13 protein-coding genes are annotated in these 15427 nt (G+C 42.2%); 4 read left to right on the top strand and 9 right to left on the bottom strand.

Annotation, left to right across the window (positions count from 1 at the left end):
- Positions 1-29: 29 nt before the first annotated feature.
- From CWC29_RS22945 to CWC29_RS22920, 6 genes are all read right to left on the bottom strand, one after another.
- A complete protein-coding gene (locus tag CWC29_RS22945) occupies positions 30-2036 on the bottom strand; it encodes a TonB-dependent receptor plug domain-containing protein (RefSeq protein WP_128725799.1) in 2007 nt (668 codons plus the stop codon).
- Between the two features lie 136 nt (positions 2037-2172).
- Positions 2173-2433 (bottom strand): CBU_0592 family membrane protein, encoded by a 261-nt coding sequence (locus CWC29_RS22940; RefSeq protein WP_128725800.1) that lies wholly within the window; start codon positions 2431-2433, stop codon positions 2173-2175.
- 171 nt (positions 2434-2604) lie between these two features.
- Positions 2605-2856: a hypothetical protein gene (locus tag CWC29_RS23900; protein ID WP_128725801.1), complete on the bottom strand. Its 252-nt coding sequence runs from the start codon at positions 2854-2856 to the stop codon at positions 2605-2607.
- Positions 2857-2862: 6 nt separating this feature from the next.
- Entirely contained in the window at positions 2863-3273 is a 411-nt protein-coding gene (locus CWC29_RS22930) for a DUF1761 domain-containing protein (protein WP_128725802.1), read from the bottom strand.
- A 51-nt stretch (positions 3274-3324) separates the two neighbouring features.
- Positions 3325-3840 (bottom strand): response regulator transcription factor, encoded by a 516-nt coding sequence (locus CWC29_RS22925; protein ID WP_128725803.1) that lies wholly within the window; start codon positions 3838-3840, stop codon positions 3325-3327.
- Positions 3815-5062, bottom strand: a complete 1248-nt coding sequence (locus CWC29_RS22920) for a sensor histidine kinase (RefSeq protein WP_128725804.1) — start codon at positions 5060-5062, stop codon at positions 3815-3817. Before CWC29_RS22920 ends, CWC29_RS22925 begins: the two co-directional genes overlap by 26 nt.
- A 180-nt stretch (positions 5063-5242) precedes the next feature.
- Here CWC29_RS22920 and CWC29_RS22915 point away from each other — a divergent pair, with 180 nt between their 5' ends.
- Both CWC29_RS22915 and CWC29_RS22910 read left to right on the top strand, forming a co-directional pair.
- Positions 5243-6313 (top strand): ketoacyl-ACP synthase III, encoded by a 1071-nt coding sequence (locus CWC29_RS22915; RefSeq protein WP_138521832.1) that lies wholly within the window; start codon positions 5243-5245, stop codon positions 6311-6313.
- A gap of 107 nt (positions 6314-6420) precedes the next feature.
- A complete protein-coding gene (locus tag CWC29_RS22910) occupies positions 6421-7893 on the top strand; it encodes an aminoacyl-histidine dipeptidase (RefSeq protein WP_138521753.1) in 1473 nt (490 codons plus the stop codon).
- Between the two features lie 95 nt (positions 7894-7988).
- Here CWC29_RS22910 and CWC29_RS22905 read toward each other — a convergent pair whose 3' ends face one another.
- Entirely contained in the window at positions 7989-9350 is a 1362-nt protein-coding gene (locus tag CWC29_RS22905) for a leucyl aminopeptidase family protein (RefSeq protein ID WP_138521755.1), read from the bottom strand.
- A gap of 55 nt (positions 9351-9405) precedes the next feature.
- Complete coding sequence (locus CWC29_RS22900) at positions 9406-9780, bottom strand: hypothetical protein (protein ID WP_128725807.1); 375 nt, start codon at positions 9778-9780, stop codon at positions 9406-9408.
- 532 nt (positions 9781-10312) lie between these two features.
- Between CWC29_RS22900 and CWC29_RS22895 the strand changes: the two genes are divergently transcribed.
- Both CWC29_RS22895 and CWC29_RS22890 read left to right on the top strand, forming a co-directional pair.
- The gene (locus CWC29_RS22895) at positions 10313-12964 is read left to right on the top strand and encodes a TonB-dependent receptor plug domain-containing protein (protein ID WP_128725808.1); all 2652 of its coding nucleotides are present in this window, start codon (positions 10313-10315) and stop codon (positions 12962-12964) included.
- Between the two features lie 98 nt (positions 12965-13062).
- The gene (locus tag CWC29_RS22890; protein ID WP_128725809.1) at positions 13063-14529 is read left to right on the top strand and encodes a tetratricopeptide repeat-containing sulfotransferase family protein; all 1467 of its coding nucleotides are present in this window, start codon (positions 13063-13065) and stop codon (positions 14527-14529) included.
- Here CWC29_RS22890 and CWC29_RS22885 read toward each other — a convergent pair.
- The gene (locus CWC29_RS22885; protein WP_128725810.1) at positions 14471-15391 is read right to left on the bottom strand and encodes an alpha/beta fold hydrolase; all 921 of its coding nucleotides are present in this window, start codon (positions 15389-15391) and stop codon (positions 14471-14473) included. The two genes, CWC29_RS22890 and CWC29_RS22885, sit on opposite strands and share 59 nt — an antisense overlap.
- Between the last annotated feature and the right edge of the window lie 36 nt (positions 15392-15427).

Genomic DNA, 15427 nt, shown 5'->3' with positions numbered 1-15427 from the left:
CTTTTCTATTTTATTCACACGAGGACTATTTAAAATGACTTCTTAATCTGCAAGCGTAAATTTCTTCCCTCCTGAGGCACTCTTCCATCCGTCATCCTTGGATCAAAAACATCATATTTTTTATCGGTTAAGTTTTCTGCTTTTATCTGAAACACCGCGTCCTCCTGCCACTGCCAGGCAAACGTTGCACCTAATAAATAATAACTATCTTGGGAAAAAGGCTCAATGTCTGCACCCTCAAAAACGGGGACCTGAGTTTTGTCGCGCCATATTGCATTGAACGTAATTTCAAAATCGTTCACTTTGTGCGTAAACGCCAAAGCCGCAAATTTTTTAAAACTGCCGTTTAATGGTTCATCAAATAGTTGTGTGTAGGCGCCTTGTATCCATGTTGAGTCAGTCAAGTTAAAATTACTGTTAATTTCTAAACCCTGCATACTCGTTTCAAAGATATTATCGAAGGTAAATTCAGCTTGCTCGTTATTAACAGGAACTAAATTAATAAAATCTTCCAGTTCGTTATCAAACAATACCACGTCGAACTGCTTTGACTCATCTTGATAATGCCAGACAAGTTCCGTAGTTTTCACATATTCTGACGTTAAGTTTGAATTACCCGATGTTACATCATCGTTTGAGTTAAGCTCATTACTAACTGGGGTGCGAAAAGACTCCCCATATTGCAACTTCAAAGTGTTTACTTCGTCAAAGTCATAAACGAATGCAAGCCTAGGAGATAATTTATCATCTATGTTTTTAACCTCATCGTATCTTACCCCCGTAAACATGCTGAGTTTTTCGCTAAATCGATACTTTGCTTGAACATACCCTGCATAAGAATCAAAGTCTTGTCGCAGCGAATAAAAAGGAGCGTAATCAGATATAGTTTGAATGCCACCTAAATAAGTATGGTTATAGATGATAATATCACCGGCACTTTGGTCGTAATATGAAGTTCTAACGCCCGCTTTACTTTGCTCTTCCTTTGATAACTCAACGCCAAAGTTCCATTGTAAGCGGTCATTTTGTTTATAACCACCATCTAGGTTATAAGTTAAATCTCTAGATTGCCAAGCTGGGCCAACTAAAAAGTCGCCACCTTGCGTGATACCAACTTCTTCTGCTGTAACGATAAGTCCAGCACTTTCGATATTATGCTCAATAAAACTCAACTTATGCGTTAACTCAAGTTGCTCAGTAACTCGCCAAACATACTCAATTGTTGCCGCATAGTTCTCGCTTTTATGCTCGTTTTCAGGGGAATAACGGGAAAGATTTAAAAACTCATCAAGTTGAGTACGGTTAAACCTTACTTGCCACTTTAACGCTTGATGACTACCTCCAAATACAACAAAAAGTGATTCTAACGGGTCTTTTACAGCGCCTCCAAAATAGCTATCCCCTGAGCGTTTATTAAATGCTACATTGGCATAGAGCCGCGTTTCGTCCGACACTTGCCTTGAAAGATTCAATGCTGCTTGCGCATTGCCATGTTCACCATAGCCAACAGAAAGCTGGTTACTACGTTTTTTGGTAATAATATTCATCACACCAAGAAAGGCATTACTACCATAAAGCGCGGAGCCCGGGCCTCGGATAAACTCAACTTTATTAATAATCTCAATAGGAATATAAGGGGTATAGACAGAAGCTTTTCCGAATGAGGACTCATTCAGCCGTTGTCCGTCAATCATCACTAATACGTGTCCAGTATCTAAATACACACCCCGGGTATGCTCTTTTGGCACAGCCCCGACCCAATCGCCTCGAGTAGACTGAAAGCCAGGTACAAAATTCATCAGATCATAGACATTGTCGACACCCAAGCTATTTATTTGTTCTGAATTAAAAACAGTAATACTAGAAGGGACCGATGCTCTCGTTTCGTCGGTTTTAGTTGCGATAGAGACATTTACATTCAACAACTCTTCAAATGAAAGCTGGTACAGATCGGAGTCCGCGGCGTCTGATTCAGCGACTACCGCAAAAGGAATTAAGAATAGCGTGGCTTTAATTAAAGCGCTTAAGTTTTTCATATTATACGAGCTCTATGTTCCCACACTTCACTCGTAGTGTTAGATTGCTCTAACCTACGTAGCAGCATATGATTAACTTAATAATACTTGCTCCTAGCCACTACGCAAGTTTTTGATTAGGCTTTTCTTTTACACCTTAAGCTGATGCCAACTTTTTCGCTTTGAAATATTTAAATAAGCCAATTAACGACGCAGCGATCCAAAATAGCTCAATCACAAAGCTTGCGAGGTTAAAGTTATAACAAAGACTAATCAGTAGCAGGATCGCACCACTTAAGTTCATTAAGTTGTACGTTAAACTATCGGGAGATGCCTTTTCCAGCTGTAGCATAAAAAATGCACCAACGACCAAAAAAGTGCCTGTCATACCGATGATATCGAACATTAAATCGATCATGTTTTTTCCATTTTGCAAGACCCAATAGGCTGGCCCAGCTCCATGGGAAGGGTCATTTTCATTCATTGAAACAGCAAAGCCAAACGGCGAGATAGTAACAAATTGGAAAATTCAATACAGGACATTTGTCTGATAACAGCAGAAGGTGAGCTATGAAAATTGAAGTAATCGTTACTTGAAGGTTACCTTGCCACCGATTATTTTCAGTGCTGGCGCACCTCTCACTAGCGTATCACGGGCAAATTCTTGCTCACAATTGGGGCAGTTTATTTGGTTGGTCGTAAAGTCTTGGGTGATCCGTTCTTTGAAACATTTAACTAGGCTACCCTTACCCCCCTTACGATACTTAAAGAGCTGATGGCGACACCCAGAACAATAAATATCAACAGTTCTAACTGGGCCTTTTTTATTGGGTTTTGCCATACCGAATTAACTCATGATCTTTAGTATAAATGCAATGAGCGTAAACTGTAACACGTGATAGCCACCATTGACTAAAAACAGTTTCATCGGGCGTTGCTCAAATATATAGCTTATTCCTAATGAACAGGCGACGAAAAAGATCCCTACACCAAGTCCAACTCCCGTAGCCGCAAGCAAAGAGAGCGATAGATCAAGCATCACCGCCATAAACACAGCGGATAGCAAAGACAGCAGAAATGCAACACCAAAAGTCATCTTCGGATCGCTCGCTTGTAAGTCAAGCTCTGTCAATCCACACCCCTCCATCCACGCTTTTTGAAACAGCATGGGAGAATACCAAATACCACCTAACATAAAGGAAGACAAAGCGGCGAGAATAATTGCCCAAAGGTTTAATGCTTCAAATGAAAGTATCATCGACTAACTCAGCATATTTCATTTTATTTAATAATGAGTATAAGTGAAAACTTACTTATAAACAGGTTTCTTTTGTAATTTCCTCTGCAGTGTTCTTCTGTGCATGTTAAGTTGCCGCGCGGTTTCAGAGATATTACCTTCATTTGCCTTTAAAACTTGCTGAATATGTTCCCACTCTAGTCGTTCTGGAGACATGACTTCTTCAACAATTTCTTGGCCTTTCTCTCCCAATAGCGTTTGTACTATCAAGCTGGTGCTTGCAGGTTTAGTTAAATAGTCGTCAGCGCCCAATTTTATCGCCTCAACCGCAGTCGCAATACTGGCATAACCCGTTAATAATACAATGCGAGCATTTGCATTGAGCTGCTTGATTTGTGTTATGAAGTTTATTGAGTTGGCCTCGCCAAGTTTCATATCCAATAATATGTAGCCGAAAACCTCTTGTTTACACGCCACCTGCATATCTTCAATGGAAGTAACATGTTCAACACTAAATGCTTGTTTTTCCAAGCGCCTTATCAATGTCTGTGCATAAGGCACATCATCTTCTACAAGCAGTAACTTCATCACTTACCCTTGGTAGTTTAATCGTACATTTTGTCCCAAAGCTCACATCGCTTTCAATTATTAGGTGTCCACCAAGCCGTTCAATTGTCGCATGACTGAGCAGCACCGCCATACCAAGTCCTGATTCGCTGCTCACGACATTATGGCCCAATTGCGCTAGCTTTTCTTTTGCGATCCCCTCCCCTCTATCAAGTATGGTGATCACATGTTCTGTCAGTTGTGAGGTAAATATCACGTCGATGTCAGTTTGTTTTGCTTGCTCATTTGCTCGCACACCGTTACTAATAAGATTTAAAATCGAAGGCATCAACATAGGATCATCGCAAAGCGCCCCTTGAACATTAGTGATATCGAATCGAAAATGCTGCTGTGGAAATTGTAAATTCGTCAATTCTTTTAACTGCTCAGCAAAATGCTTTATGGTTATCAGTTGTTTAGACGCTGACTTTAAATACTCAGTGAATTCTCTAAAGACATTAAGCTGCTCCTTACATTTCCCAAGAGGTTCTGACATTTCTTGAACACAGGGCTCTTTTGGGTACGACTCATCCAGCTCTTCGTGTAATAGAGCCAAGTGTGCGATTGGCGTGGCGAGTTGATGGGTCGCTTGTGCGGCCGCACTGCCTAATGCGATTAATTGCTCTTGCTGTAACTGCTGCTCTCTTAGCAAGGCGATCGCCCGCTCTTTTTTTCGATTTTGCTTTACCAATATGCTCACCACGGTAACAACAACTATGATAGTGAAAGTAAAGTTAACTAACATACCGAGCAAATGAGTGCTCATGTCCATATGATGAACATGTTCATGAGACATTTTTATATAAAGATAAAGGTAAGCGCCAATCGCCCCAGCCGACACCATCAACATGTTGATAGTTGGGATCGTTACTGCTGCAATAACGGTTGGCAGTACCAACAAAGACACGAACGCATTGGTCGCTCCGCCGGTCAGATCTAATAAAATAGTAAGAAACAAAATGTCCGCCAACAATTGCATTGTCATGCCAATGGGCGCTGCTTCTTTTGTGTTACGATAGGCGTAAATACTTAACAGCTGAAATGCCGACTCCGCAGCCACCACTCCCACCACCGCAACAAAATCAAATTGTTTACCAAATACGACAGCGGCTATGGCAAGCATCACAATTTGGATAACGATTGCCACTGACCGTAACAACAACAGTTGGCCCAATGCAGAATTGGGAGAAAAAGCAATTTTCATGAAAATGAACGGGTCTGAGCTAAGATGAAAAGATTATACCTAATCTAACAAAAATAGGTGTGATCGAGGTCAGTTATATTGCACCAATACACACCATAGCTTCGCTTTTATGGCAATACTGTGAAGGATTTGGTATAAATGAAAAATTGGCCAACTGGTCGGATTAGATTAAGAGACACTATGGTTTATGCAAAAATCACCGGCTGGGGAAAGTGTATTCCACCAGCGAGCATCAGTAATGATGAAATTAGTACTATTGTTGACACCAATGATGAATGGATAAATACGAGAACAGGTATCAGATCTAGACGCGTTAGCCATGTTAGCACTGCTGAACTTGCAACGGTAGCAAGTCAACACGCATTGGCATGTGCAGGACTTGAGGGTAAAGATATTGACCTTGTTCTACTCGCAACCTGTACACCGTCAACTATGGTAGCGAATACAGCTTCTTTAGTACAAAAAAATATTGGTGCTGTTGGTGCTGCGGCGTGTGATACGAATGCAGCGTGTTCGGGCTTTTTGTATGCATTACAAAATGCTACTGCACAGATCCAAGCAGGTATGATTAAAAGAGCAGTTGTTGTCGCTGCGGAACGTATGATCTGGTATGTAAACTGGGCAAAGCGTGACAGCGCAGTATTATTTGGCGATGGTGCAGGTGCAGTCGTGCTTGAAGCAAGTGACGAGCCAACCGGGCTCTTAGGCACTAAGACTGGCTGTGATAGCACAGATAGAAGTATATTGCACATTCCAAACTATGGTACTGATATGGACCGCTGCGCCGGCACTGGGCCTTCTGCTCTGTCTTTTGAAGGACGTGAAATATTTAAGCGTGCTGTAAAAGGTATGAGTGACGCATGTGATGACGTACTCAGCCAAGCACAGTTATCACTAAACGACATAGATGTACTTATCCCTCATCAGGCTAACCTCCGCATCATTCAAGCTATTCAAAATCGCCTAGAAATTGCAGATGATAAAGTCATGGTTAATATCGACAAATACGGTAATACCTCTGCTGCTACAATTGCAATTGCACTGTGTGAAGCTGTAGAAAATGGCATGATTAAACCACACGCTAATATTATGTCTGCGGCATTTGGCGCGGGCTTAACTTGGGCTGCCAGCTATTTAAAGTGGGGAGAAAGAACGACTCCAATCACAAAGTCGGATGCGCGTTTACCAGATTGCAATAAAACCGGCCTTGAATTAGTAGCACCAGCAGTCGCTGCAAGTAAAGCTCAATAAGTAGGCTATTCTCCCTAAGTACTGAAACTTAGAGTTAATTGCTCGATTTTGCCCTTGGGTGGGTGGTAATATTGCAATATTATTATCGCTCATCCAAGGAGTCTACTGTGCTCAAAGCGCATACCGAGATCAGTCAATTAGAACCACAAGCAATTTGGAAGTTTTTTGACCAAATTTGTGCCATTCCCCACCCTTCAAAACACGAAGAAGCACTAGCAAACTTTATTGTTGACTGGGCTAAAAGCAAAAATTTAGACGTACGTCGTGATGAAACTGGTAATGTGTTCATCAAAAAGCCTGCGACAAGTGGTATGGAAAATCGTAAGCCCGTTGTATTGCAAGCGCACATTGATATGGTGCCACAAAAGAATGACGATACAGCACACAACTTCGTTACCGATCCAATCAAGCCGTATGTTGATAATGGCTGGGTAACCGCAACTGGTACTACGCTAGGTGCAGACAATGGTATCGGCATGGCATCATGTTTAGCCGTATTAGACGCTGACGATATTAAGCATGGTCCACTTGAGGTGTTACTAACCGTTGATGAAGAAGCAGGTATGAGCGGCGCGTTTGGTTTGCAATCTGGCTGGTTAGAAGGTGAAATCCTGCTCAACACCGATTCCGAGCAAGAAGGCGAGATCTACATGGGTTGCGCAGGTGGTGTAGATGCATCCTTAACTCTACAACTCGCGCGAGAAGTGTTACCCAAACACCATCAAATCTTTGAGCTGTCTCTAAAAGGCTTACGTGGCGGACACTCTGGCGTCGACATTCACACCGGCCGTGCCAACGCCAATAAATTGCTCGCAAGATTCCTAAAGCACCATATCGCAGACTTTGATCTAAGACTTATCGAGATCAGAGGCGGCTCCCTACGCAATGCAATTCCGCGCGAAGCATACGCACTCATTAGTTTTGATGAAGCGCAAATAAGCGAGTTCCAAGCGCTGATTGAAGCTTATGAAACTATCATTAAGCAAGAATTATGTGCCATAGAAACTGGGATCACGTTTGCACTCAGCACTTCAACAACTAGCACATTGCCAATGAGCCAAGCTTCCCAAAGCAAAGTCTTAGCGCTTCTTAACGCTTGCCCTAATGGTGTTGTACGCATGAGCGACGATATTCCAGGTGTTGTTGAAACCTCACTTAATATGGGCGTAATTTCTACTACAGATAACACTCTAGAAGTCCTATGTCTGATCCGTTCATTAATTGATTCTGGTCGCAGTGATGTCGAGGGTATGCTGCGCTCACTGGCTGAGCTGACGCAAGCTGACATTGAATTTAGTGGTGCTTACCCAGGCTGGAAGCCTGATCCAAGCTCAGAAGTATTAGCTATTTTCCGTGATATGTATGAATCAATCTACGGTGAAAAACCACATATTATGGTTATTCATGCAGGTCTTGAATGTGGTTTGTTCAAAAAGCCTTACCCGAACATGGATATGATTTCTTTTGGTCCAACGATCAAATTTCCACACTCTCCTGAGGAAAAAGTAGAAATTTCAAGCGTTGGTCTATATTGGCAGCAAATGAAAGGGATCTTAGAGAACATTCCTGAAAAGCAGTAAAACTAATCTAAAATTAATTATACCAATTCGGTTATTAGACAAACTAAAAGCCCAGCTGACATAGCTGGGCTTTTTATAGATTTTAGACTTTGCGACTAGCTGAACTTTTTCTCAAGATAACTAAACACGGTTCTAAGACCCAATGCCTCACCACCAACAGGTCTTCCCGGTAACGCTCTTACGTTCCAAGCCATCACATCAAAATGTAGCCAAGGTGTCGTGGCAGGCTCAACAAATTCTTTTAGATAAAGTGCAGCTGTTATTGAGCCACCAAACGGCGTCGAACCACAGTTGGCAATATCGGCGATATCGCTCTTGAACAGTGCCTTATATTGAGCAAACAAAGGCAATTGCCAGATAGGATCCGCATTACCCAGACCAATTTCCATTAGCTCAGACGAAATAGCTTGATCTGTAGAATAAAAACCAGGAAGTTCAGTACCAAGGGCAATGCGACATGCACCGGTCAAGGTCGCAAAATCTATCAATAACTCTGGCGCTTCAGTTTGTGCTTCGGCCAATGCGTCACATAAAACCAAGCGTCCTTCGGCATCGGTATTGTCAATTTCAACCGTAATACCTTTACGTGTTTTGATCACATCACCTGGCCTAAAGGCATTGCGAGACACCGCATTTTCTACCGCAGGAATAAGTACGCGTAATCTAACAGGCAGTTTTGCCGCCATAATCATGTTGGCCAGCGCAATAACATGAGCCGCTCCACCCATGTCTTTTTTCATATTACGCATTCCAGACGCAGGTTTTAAGTCCAGACCACCAGAGTCAAAACATACGCCTTTACCAACTAAAGTAAGTTTTGCGTGGTTTTCATCACCCCAACGTAAATCAAGCAAACGCGGAGCATTGTCACTCGCACGGCCTACCATGTGGATCGTTGGGTAGTTTTGTTCTAACAACTCATCACCAATGATTTGCTCAAATGATGCGCCATATTGCTCGGCAAGTTCATCCATTACTTCAGCCATGTGCTGAGGCATCATATCGGCCGCAGGTGTGTTTACAAGGTCTCGTGCAAGATAAATAGACTCCACAGACGCTTTTACCTTGGAATATGTCTTAATATCTTTGATAGCAAGTTTTGCTTCAACCGCCGGTAATTCTTTATACGCAGAGAATTGATACGCACCCAGTAAAAACGCAATCGCGTGGTTTTCAACTTGCTCAGAAGCAGTATCAATAAAATAAGTGCCTTTTGGAAGCTGCTTTGCAAGATCGCCCAATAACCAAAAGTCATCTTCTTCTGAAATCACAATAACTCGTTCTACTTCCCCAGATTCAGCATTCGGAATAAGAATGGTTTTTTGTGATTGAAATTGTGCGGTTTTCACGAAAAGCTGTATCGTGTTTGACTGCTGCGCTTGCCATGACGCTAATTCTGCAGCGGAGAAGATTGAAATGGGTGTACCCATAGCAGATTGAACGAGTAGATTGTTCATGTAGGCCTCAAATTTATTATGTTCGTACTTAGATTACCAAGGCTAAAAAGAAAATTCACTGTTCCTTGGTTTTTGTCGGCTTTTTTTTCAAATTGAATGAGCTAGGCAACACATCTACACCTACTAATTGACCAACCTTAACGATGATCGGAATAGTAATGGGGGCAAAAGGTAAAACCGCAAACACACCAAGTCCAAGCCCTTTAAGAATATCCACAAGCTGGGCATTCGCCGTTTTGAGCTCAGACTTCTGCGCTCGCCCCAAGGTATATCGCTTGTAGATTTCAAGCATCTCTTTAGTTTCTTGTTTCTCTTGCTCTAGTGCGCATTTAAGCGCAATCATCGCCCTACGCAACCTCATTTGCTGTCTGCGTTTACTGATCCGAGCAACGCGCATCGGTGCCTTATGGACAACTTTGATCAGCTTCATTAGTGAACTCAAATATAGTGTTGACTAGAGTCTATCAAAATTATCAGCACTTTAGCTATTAGCCAATGGTACAAATTACCCATTCTAGCCAGCAAAGTTATACGTAAAGTGTGCAAAATAATGAATTAGAGCAAAATCGACCTCAGTTACCATACAAAGATGTACAATAATCATACACGCAAAGACTAGCCGTTCAGGATTGTTCAATTAATCTACAAAAACTGAATAATGAAACTTCACGAAACTCGCTAAGTTTTGAAACGATAAATTTTAAGCTACTGGGTGTTTGTCTTGAAAAGTAGTTAAACGGCTCAAAATTTCACTTTCAACAATAACTTACCATTCAATTTCTGCAACTCTTCTTAGCTTAAACAAAAAGTTATTAAGAAAGTTGCAGTTTTAAAAATCGCTGCTAATTTTAAAAAAGCGCTTGCCAACACACTGCAAATTAAATTATATGTGTATTAAAGGTAAAAATATTATAAATGACCTTTTTATTGGTATGACAACAACAATCAACTGGGGAAACAGGATGAAACTAAAAAGTAACACGCTGCGCCGTGCAATTCGCTTCGCGCTCGCTTCTGCAGCAACTACGTCACTTCTTACCACGACCGTAATGGCTGAAGAAGCCAATCAAGCAAAGTCAGATGAAAAAATCGAAAAAATCGCCGTAGTTGGCTCTCGGGCTGCACCTCGCTCTGTGGGTGAGTCACCGGTCCCTATCGACATCATCGGTGCAGAAGATATGTCAAAGGCGGCAGGTTCTGACATGCTCGAGCTACTGAAAGGTTCTGTACCGTCTTTGAACGTACACGCGAACCCTATCAGTGATGCAGCGACTTTAGTAAGACCAGCTAACTTACGCGGATTGCCTGCGGATAGTACGCTGATTTTGTTAAACGGTAAGCGTCGCCACCGTTCGTCGGTTATTGCCTTTTTAGGCGGTGGGATTAACGATGGTGCTCAAGGTCCTGATATTTCAGTGATCCCTAGTATCGCGCTTAAACAAGTGGAGGTACTTCGCGACGGTGCTGCCGCGCAGTACGGTTCAGATGCTATCGCGGGTGTAATGAACTTTGTACTAAAAGACGCAAGCGAAGGGGGCTCGTTCTCTATTCGTCAAGGTGAATACTACGAAGGTGACGGCGATACAACGGTTATCGAAGGTAACGTGGGTCTACCATTTACGGATGATGGCTTTGCTAACCTAAGCTTTCAATATAAAGAGGCCGATGCAACTAGCCGCAGTGTTCAGCGTCCTGATGCAGCAGCATTTGCGGGAGCTGGCTTAGAAGGCGTTGCAGATCCAGCACAAATTTGGGGTGCACCCGAAATCAAAGACGACATCAGTATTTTTGGTAATGTTGGTGTAGACGTTACAGATAACGCCCACTTCTACATGTTCGGTAACTACTCAGAACGGGATGTAAAAGGTGGGTTCTATTATCGAAACCCAACCACTCGCCCCGGAGTTTATGGCGGTACAATCAGACTCGTTAATGGCGTACCGATGAGAAGGAGTGCAACAGACGAAGCACAGCAAAAATTGTGGGATGCGGCAACACCAACAGTGTTAGTAGGTGCGTTAGATGGTGGCCTTGATGCACAATTAGACTGTCCAGTAGTCGAACTTCAAGCGAATGGATTGCCAGATCCAACGGCATTAGGGCAGTTGGATGCTGCCAACTGTTTTGCATTTAACCAAATCCTTCCAGCAGGATTTACACCAAACTTCGGTGGTAATATAACAGATACATCTTTAACTATGGGTGTGAGAGGTGAATTTAAAGATGGCTTCTTAGAGGGAGCCTATTGGGATTTGAGTGGCTCTGTTGGCCGCAACGAATCTAGATATTTTATTACTAACACGGTGAATGCCTCATTAGGTCCAGATACTCCGATGGACTTTAGTCCAGGTAAGTATATTCAGCTAGAAAAGAACTTTAATTTTGATGTATCGAAAGGTTACGACTTTGATCTTGCTTACGATGTAAACGTTGCTGCAGGTCTTGAGTGGCATGAAGAAACATTTGAAGTACTTTCGGGTGATGAAGCGTCATTTATTGCAGGGCCGCTAACAGAGCAAGGCTTTGGTATTGGTTCGAACGGTTTTCCTGGATTTAAACCTTCTGCAGCAGGAGAGTACACTCGCCGTAACTATGCCGCTTATGTGGATATTGAAACGCCATTTACTGAAGACTTCATGATGGGCTGGGCGCTGCGTTATGAAGACTATGATTCATTTGGCTCGACTACTAACTTTAAGATCACGGGCCAGTACCACGTTACAGAGGACTTCTCAGTTCGTGGTTCAATCAGTACCGGCTTCCGTGCACCCACAGTAGGTCAAGCTAACGTATCTAACGTACAAACAAACTTAAGTAGTGGTGTACTTGTAGACTCTGCGCTATTACCACCAACAAACCCAATTTCGTTACAACTGGGCGGCACGGAACTTCAACCGGAGGAATCTGAAAGTTACACATTAGGCGCAGTATATCGTTCTGGCGACTTATTTATTACGTTAGATTACTACAACATTGAAGTAACTGACCGCCTAAGCCAGTCAGAGAAGATAGAGTTAGACCAAGCTGACAAAGATGCCCTTAAAGCGGCGGGTGTTCCGAACGTTGACAACTTAGCACAGGTGAGCTTCTTTACTAATGACTTCGATACCACGACTCAAGGTATCGACTTAGTTGGTAACTACTCTATGGATATGCTGGGTGGTTATGCGACATTTAGTGCAGCATACAACTGGAATGAAACCGAAGTTGATCGCTTCTCTGCGATTACAGGTGACTTCAAGGTATCTCGTCTAGAAAACGACTTACCTAAGCACAGAGGTACATTAACTTGGGCTCAGCAATGGGATAGCTTCTCAGGTTTTGTGCGTATGAACTACTTTGGTGAATACCAAGGTGTCCACGTAGATTATGATGCAACAGCTAAAACAGCAAGTGCAACAATCACATTTGATGCAGAGCTTACTTACTATGCAACAGATTCAATCAGTCTATCTGTTGGTGCAAATAATATCTTTGACCAAGATGCTGAAGAACTAGACTTCTTTGACGCTACAGGTATCCCAAATAACAACTGGGGTGGCAAATACTACGAGACTTCACCATACGGTATTAATGGTGGTTTCTACTATGTAAAAGCAACCTATACGTTCTAACTTTTACTGTAACCCAGAAACAAAGGCGAACTAGCATTAGCTATTTCGCCTTTTTATTTTTATCCTATATAACAAAGTAGTTAACTCTGAATACGAAAATGTTGTTATTAAAGCGAGCCAACGAATTATTGGCCGAAAATAAGCTTAGAGAAGCTGAGTTTATGTACAAGTCTGTACTAAAACAGTCACCTAACAACGGTCCTGCTCTATTTGGTTTAGGCCGCATATGCATGCGTTTAGAGCAATATGATAACGCAATCTACTATTTAAAAAGAGCCTGCGAACATTTACCAAAAATGCTTGAACCGCTCTTCGCCTTGGCCGATGCGTTTTTAGCCGTTGGTTCACCTGTTGACGCAAAAACCGTACTTGAATACACCTTAAGCGTGGCAAAACATAATGCTCAAGCCCATTACCAACTCGGTCAATTTTATCTGGACTATGGCTTTATTGAACAAGCTAAAAACGTCTTTAAGGCGGGGTTAGATTGTCCTCATAGTACCGTGACAGCATTTATGCTGTACGAACTGGTACAAATGTCCTCAGCCAAAGAATTACCTACATATTTAGCGATTTTAGAGAAACTGGAAAATGAGTTTGAAGCACCGAGGCTAAAAGCAGTGGTCCACTATGCTCTTGCTAAGTGTCATGAACAATTAGGTAACTATAATGCAGCTCAAGATAACTATGCCTTAGCGAATGATACACAGCTGCTGATGAGCGAGTTTCGTACTGTAGACATGCTGCCTTTTTTTGAATCAATCAAACAACATTGTGGTAAAGCATTTTTTGATAAACCTAGTGATAGGGTTAAGACAACATTTACACCTGTTTTTATTGTTGGTTTACCGAGAACAGGTTCGACTCTCTTAGAGCAAATGCTAGTGCAACATTCACATGTTGGCACACTAGGTGAGAATACCGTGATCAGCGATAAAATTGTCCCTTACCTCTTTAAACGTAATAATGCAGAGTTCCCAGCTTGTTTAGACCAACTAAGTAACTCCATGTTAGATCATTGCCGCTTACTCTATGTCGACGAGATAAAGCGGCATCGGGTGTCGGAAGAAGTGGTGATCAATAAACTTCCAGCTAATTTTCAAAATCTGGGCTTAATCCACAAACTATTCCCTGAGGCACGAATTATTCATTTAACTCGCAACCTCAATGCGACAGCGTGGTCGGTCTATAGTAATCATTTCGCCGAAAGCGAGCCCTACTTCTGCTCTTTAAGTGAATTTGCCTTGTATGCGCAAGCGCAAAGTGACTTGATGTCACATTTTAACCAGTTTATGAAAAGAGATATTTTTACGCTCAGTTACGAACAACTTATCGCTGAACCCGAAAAGACCATCAAGCAATGCTTGAGCTTTCTATATCAAAAATACGAACCAGAATGCTTGGAGTTTCACAAATCTAAAAAGCCGGTGCATACGTTAAGTAAGGCTCAGGTCAGAAAGCCAATCAGCACGCAGCCTCTCGAAAAGTGGCAGCGATATGAAGCGTTTATTGAGAAGATGATTGCTCAACCGCAAAGCGATCAAACCACGCCAGTAAATCTTTAAACTGATCATCGCGTGCATGTTTATGGGTTAACATGTCTATGTGCCCATAATTGTGCCGATGGCCGTGACTTTTTCCATAAATTCTGAGTTCTTGTATCCCCTTTCCTGATTCACGAATGAACGCTTGAATATCAACAGGTTGTGCCAGTGCTTTATCTTTAACGCCCGCAATGTGCAAGATTGGAGGCAACGTCATGTCTTGTAATACCTCGGCGTAATTAAAACCGTCATCGGAGTCAATCCATGGGTGCTTCTGTGCCCAGTCAGCGCTTTGAGCATGTGATTTTAAAGACTCATCATCACTTCCCCAACCGAGCCTCTTCGCAGGTAAGTACCCATGCTTTTTCGAATAATAGTGCGCAACGTTAAACCATATCAGGTTTGCTTTCAGTAATTTGCTCGGGTGATTGTTATGTAAACTACGCTTAGAGCCAAAATAAACACATGCTTTAACATGCGGAATTTCTTCAGGAAAGCGTGCAAAAACACTATTCATCAATACCCCTCCCCAAGAATGCGCAATCCAATATTGTGCTCTAGATCCGGTATATCGTTCGATAAAATTCAGCATTTCAGGGATTTCGTGCAAGATTGATTCAGTTTGACCATAATCCGCTTCAGCGTCGATTTTAGGTATGCTCTCTCCTCGCCCACGAAGATCACCAACAAAACAGCGATAGCCGTGTTCAGCTAAAAAAGGCGCTAGCCCTTTATTACTTTCAGTATAAAAAATTTTGCCATTTTCAACCGCACCATGCATAAAAAACACAGCGGGGCCGCTACTATCCGGTTTTGCTATATATCTGAGATGGAGTTTATGTCCATCTGCTATATCTACTAATAGTGATTTTTGCTCTATCATTTCTTTGTTTTTATTCTTTGAACACTAACCTCATCG

The organism is Pseudoalteromonas galatheae (assembly GCF_005886105.2).
Lineage (GTDB): Bacteria > Pseudomonadota > Gammaproteobacteria > Enterobacterales > Alteromonadaceae > Pseudoalteromonas > Pseudoalteromonas galatheae.
Note: the sequence above shows the minus strand (reverse complement) of the source record. Positions and strands in the feature narration are given on the sequence as shown.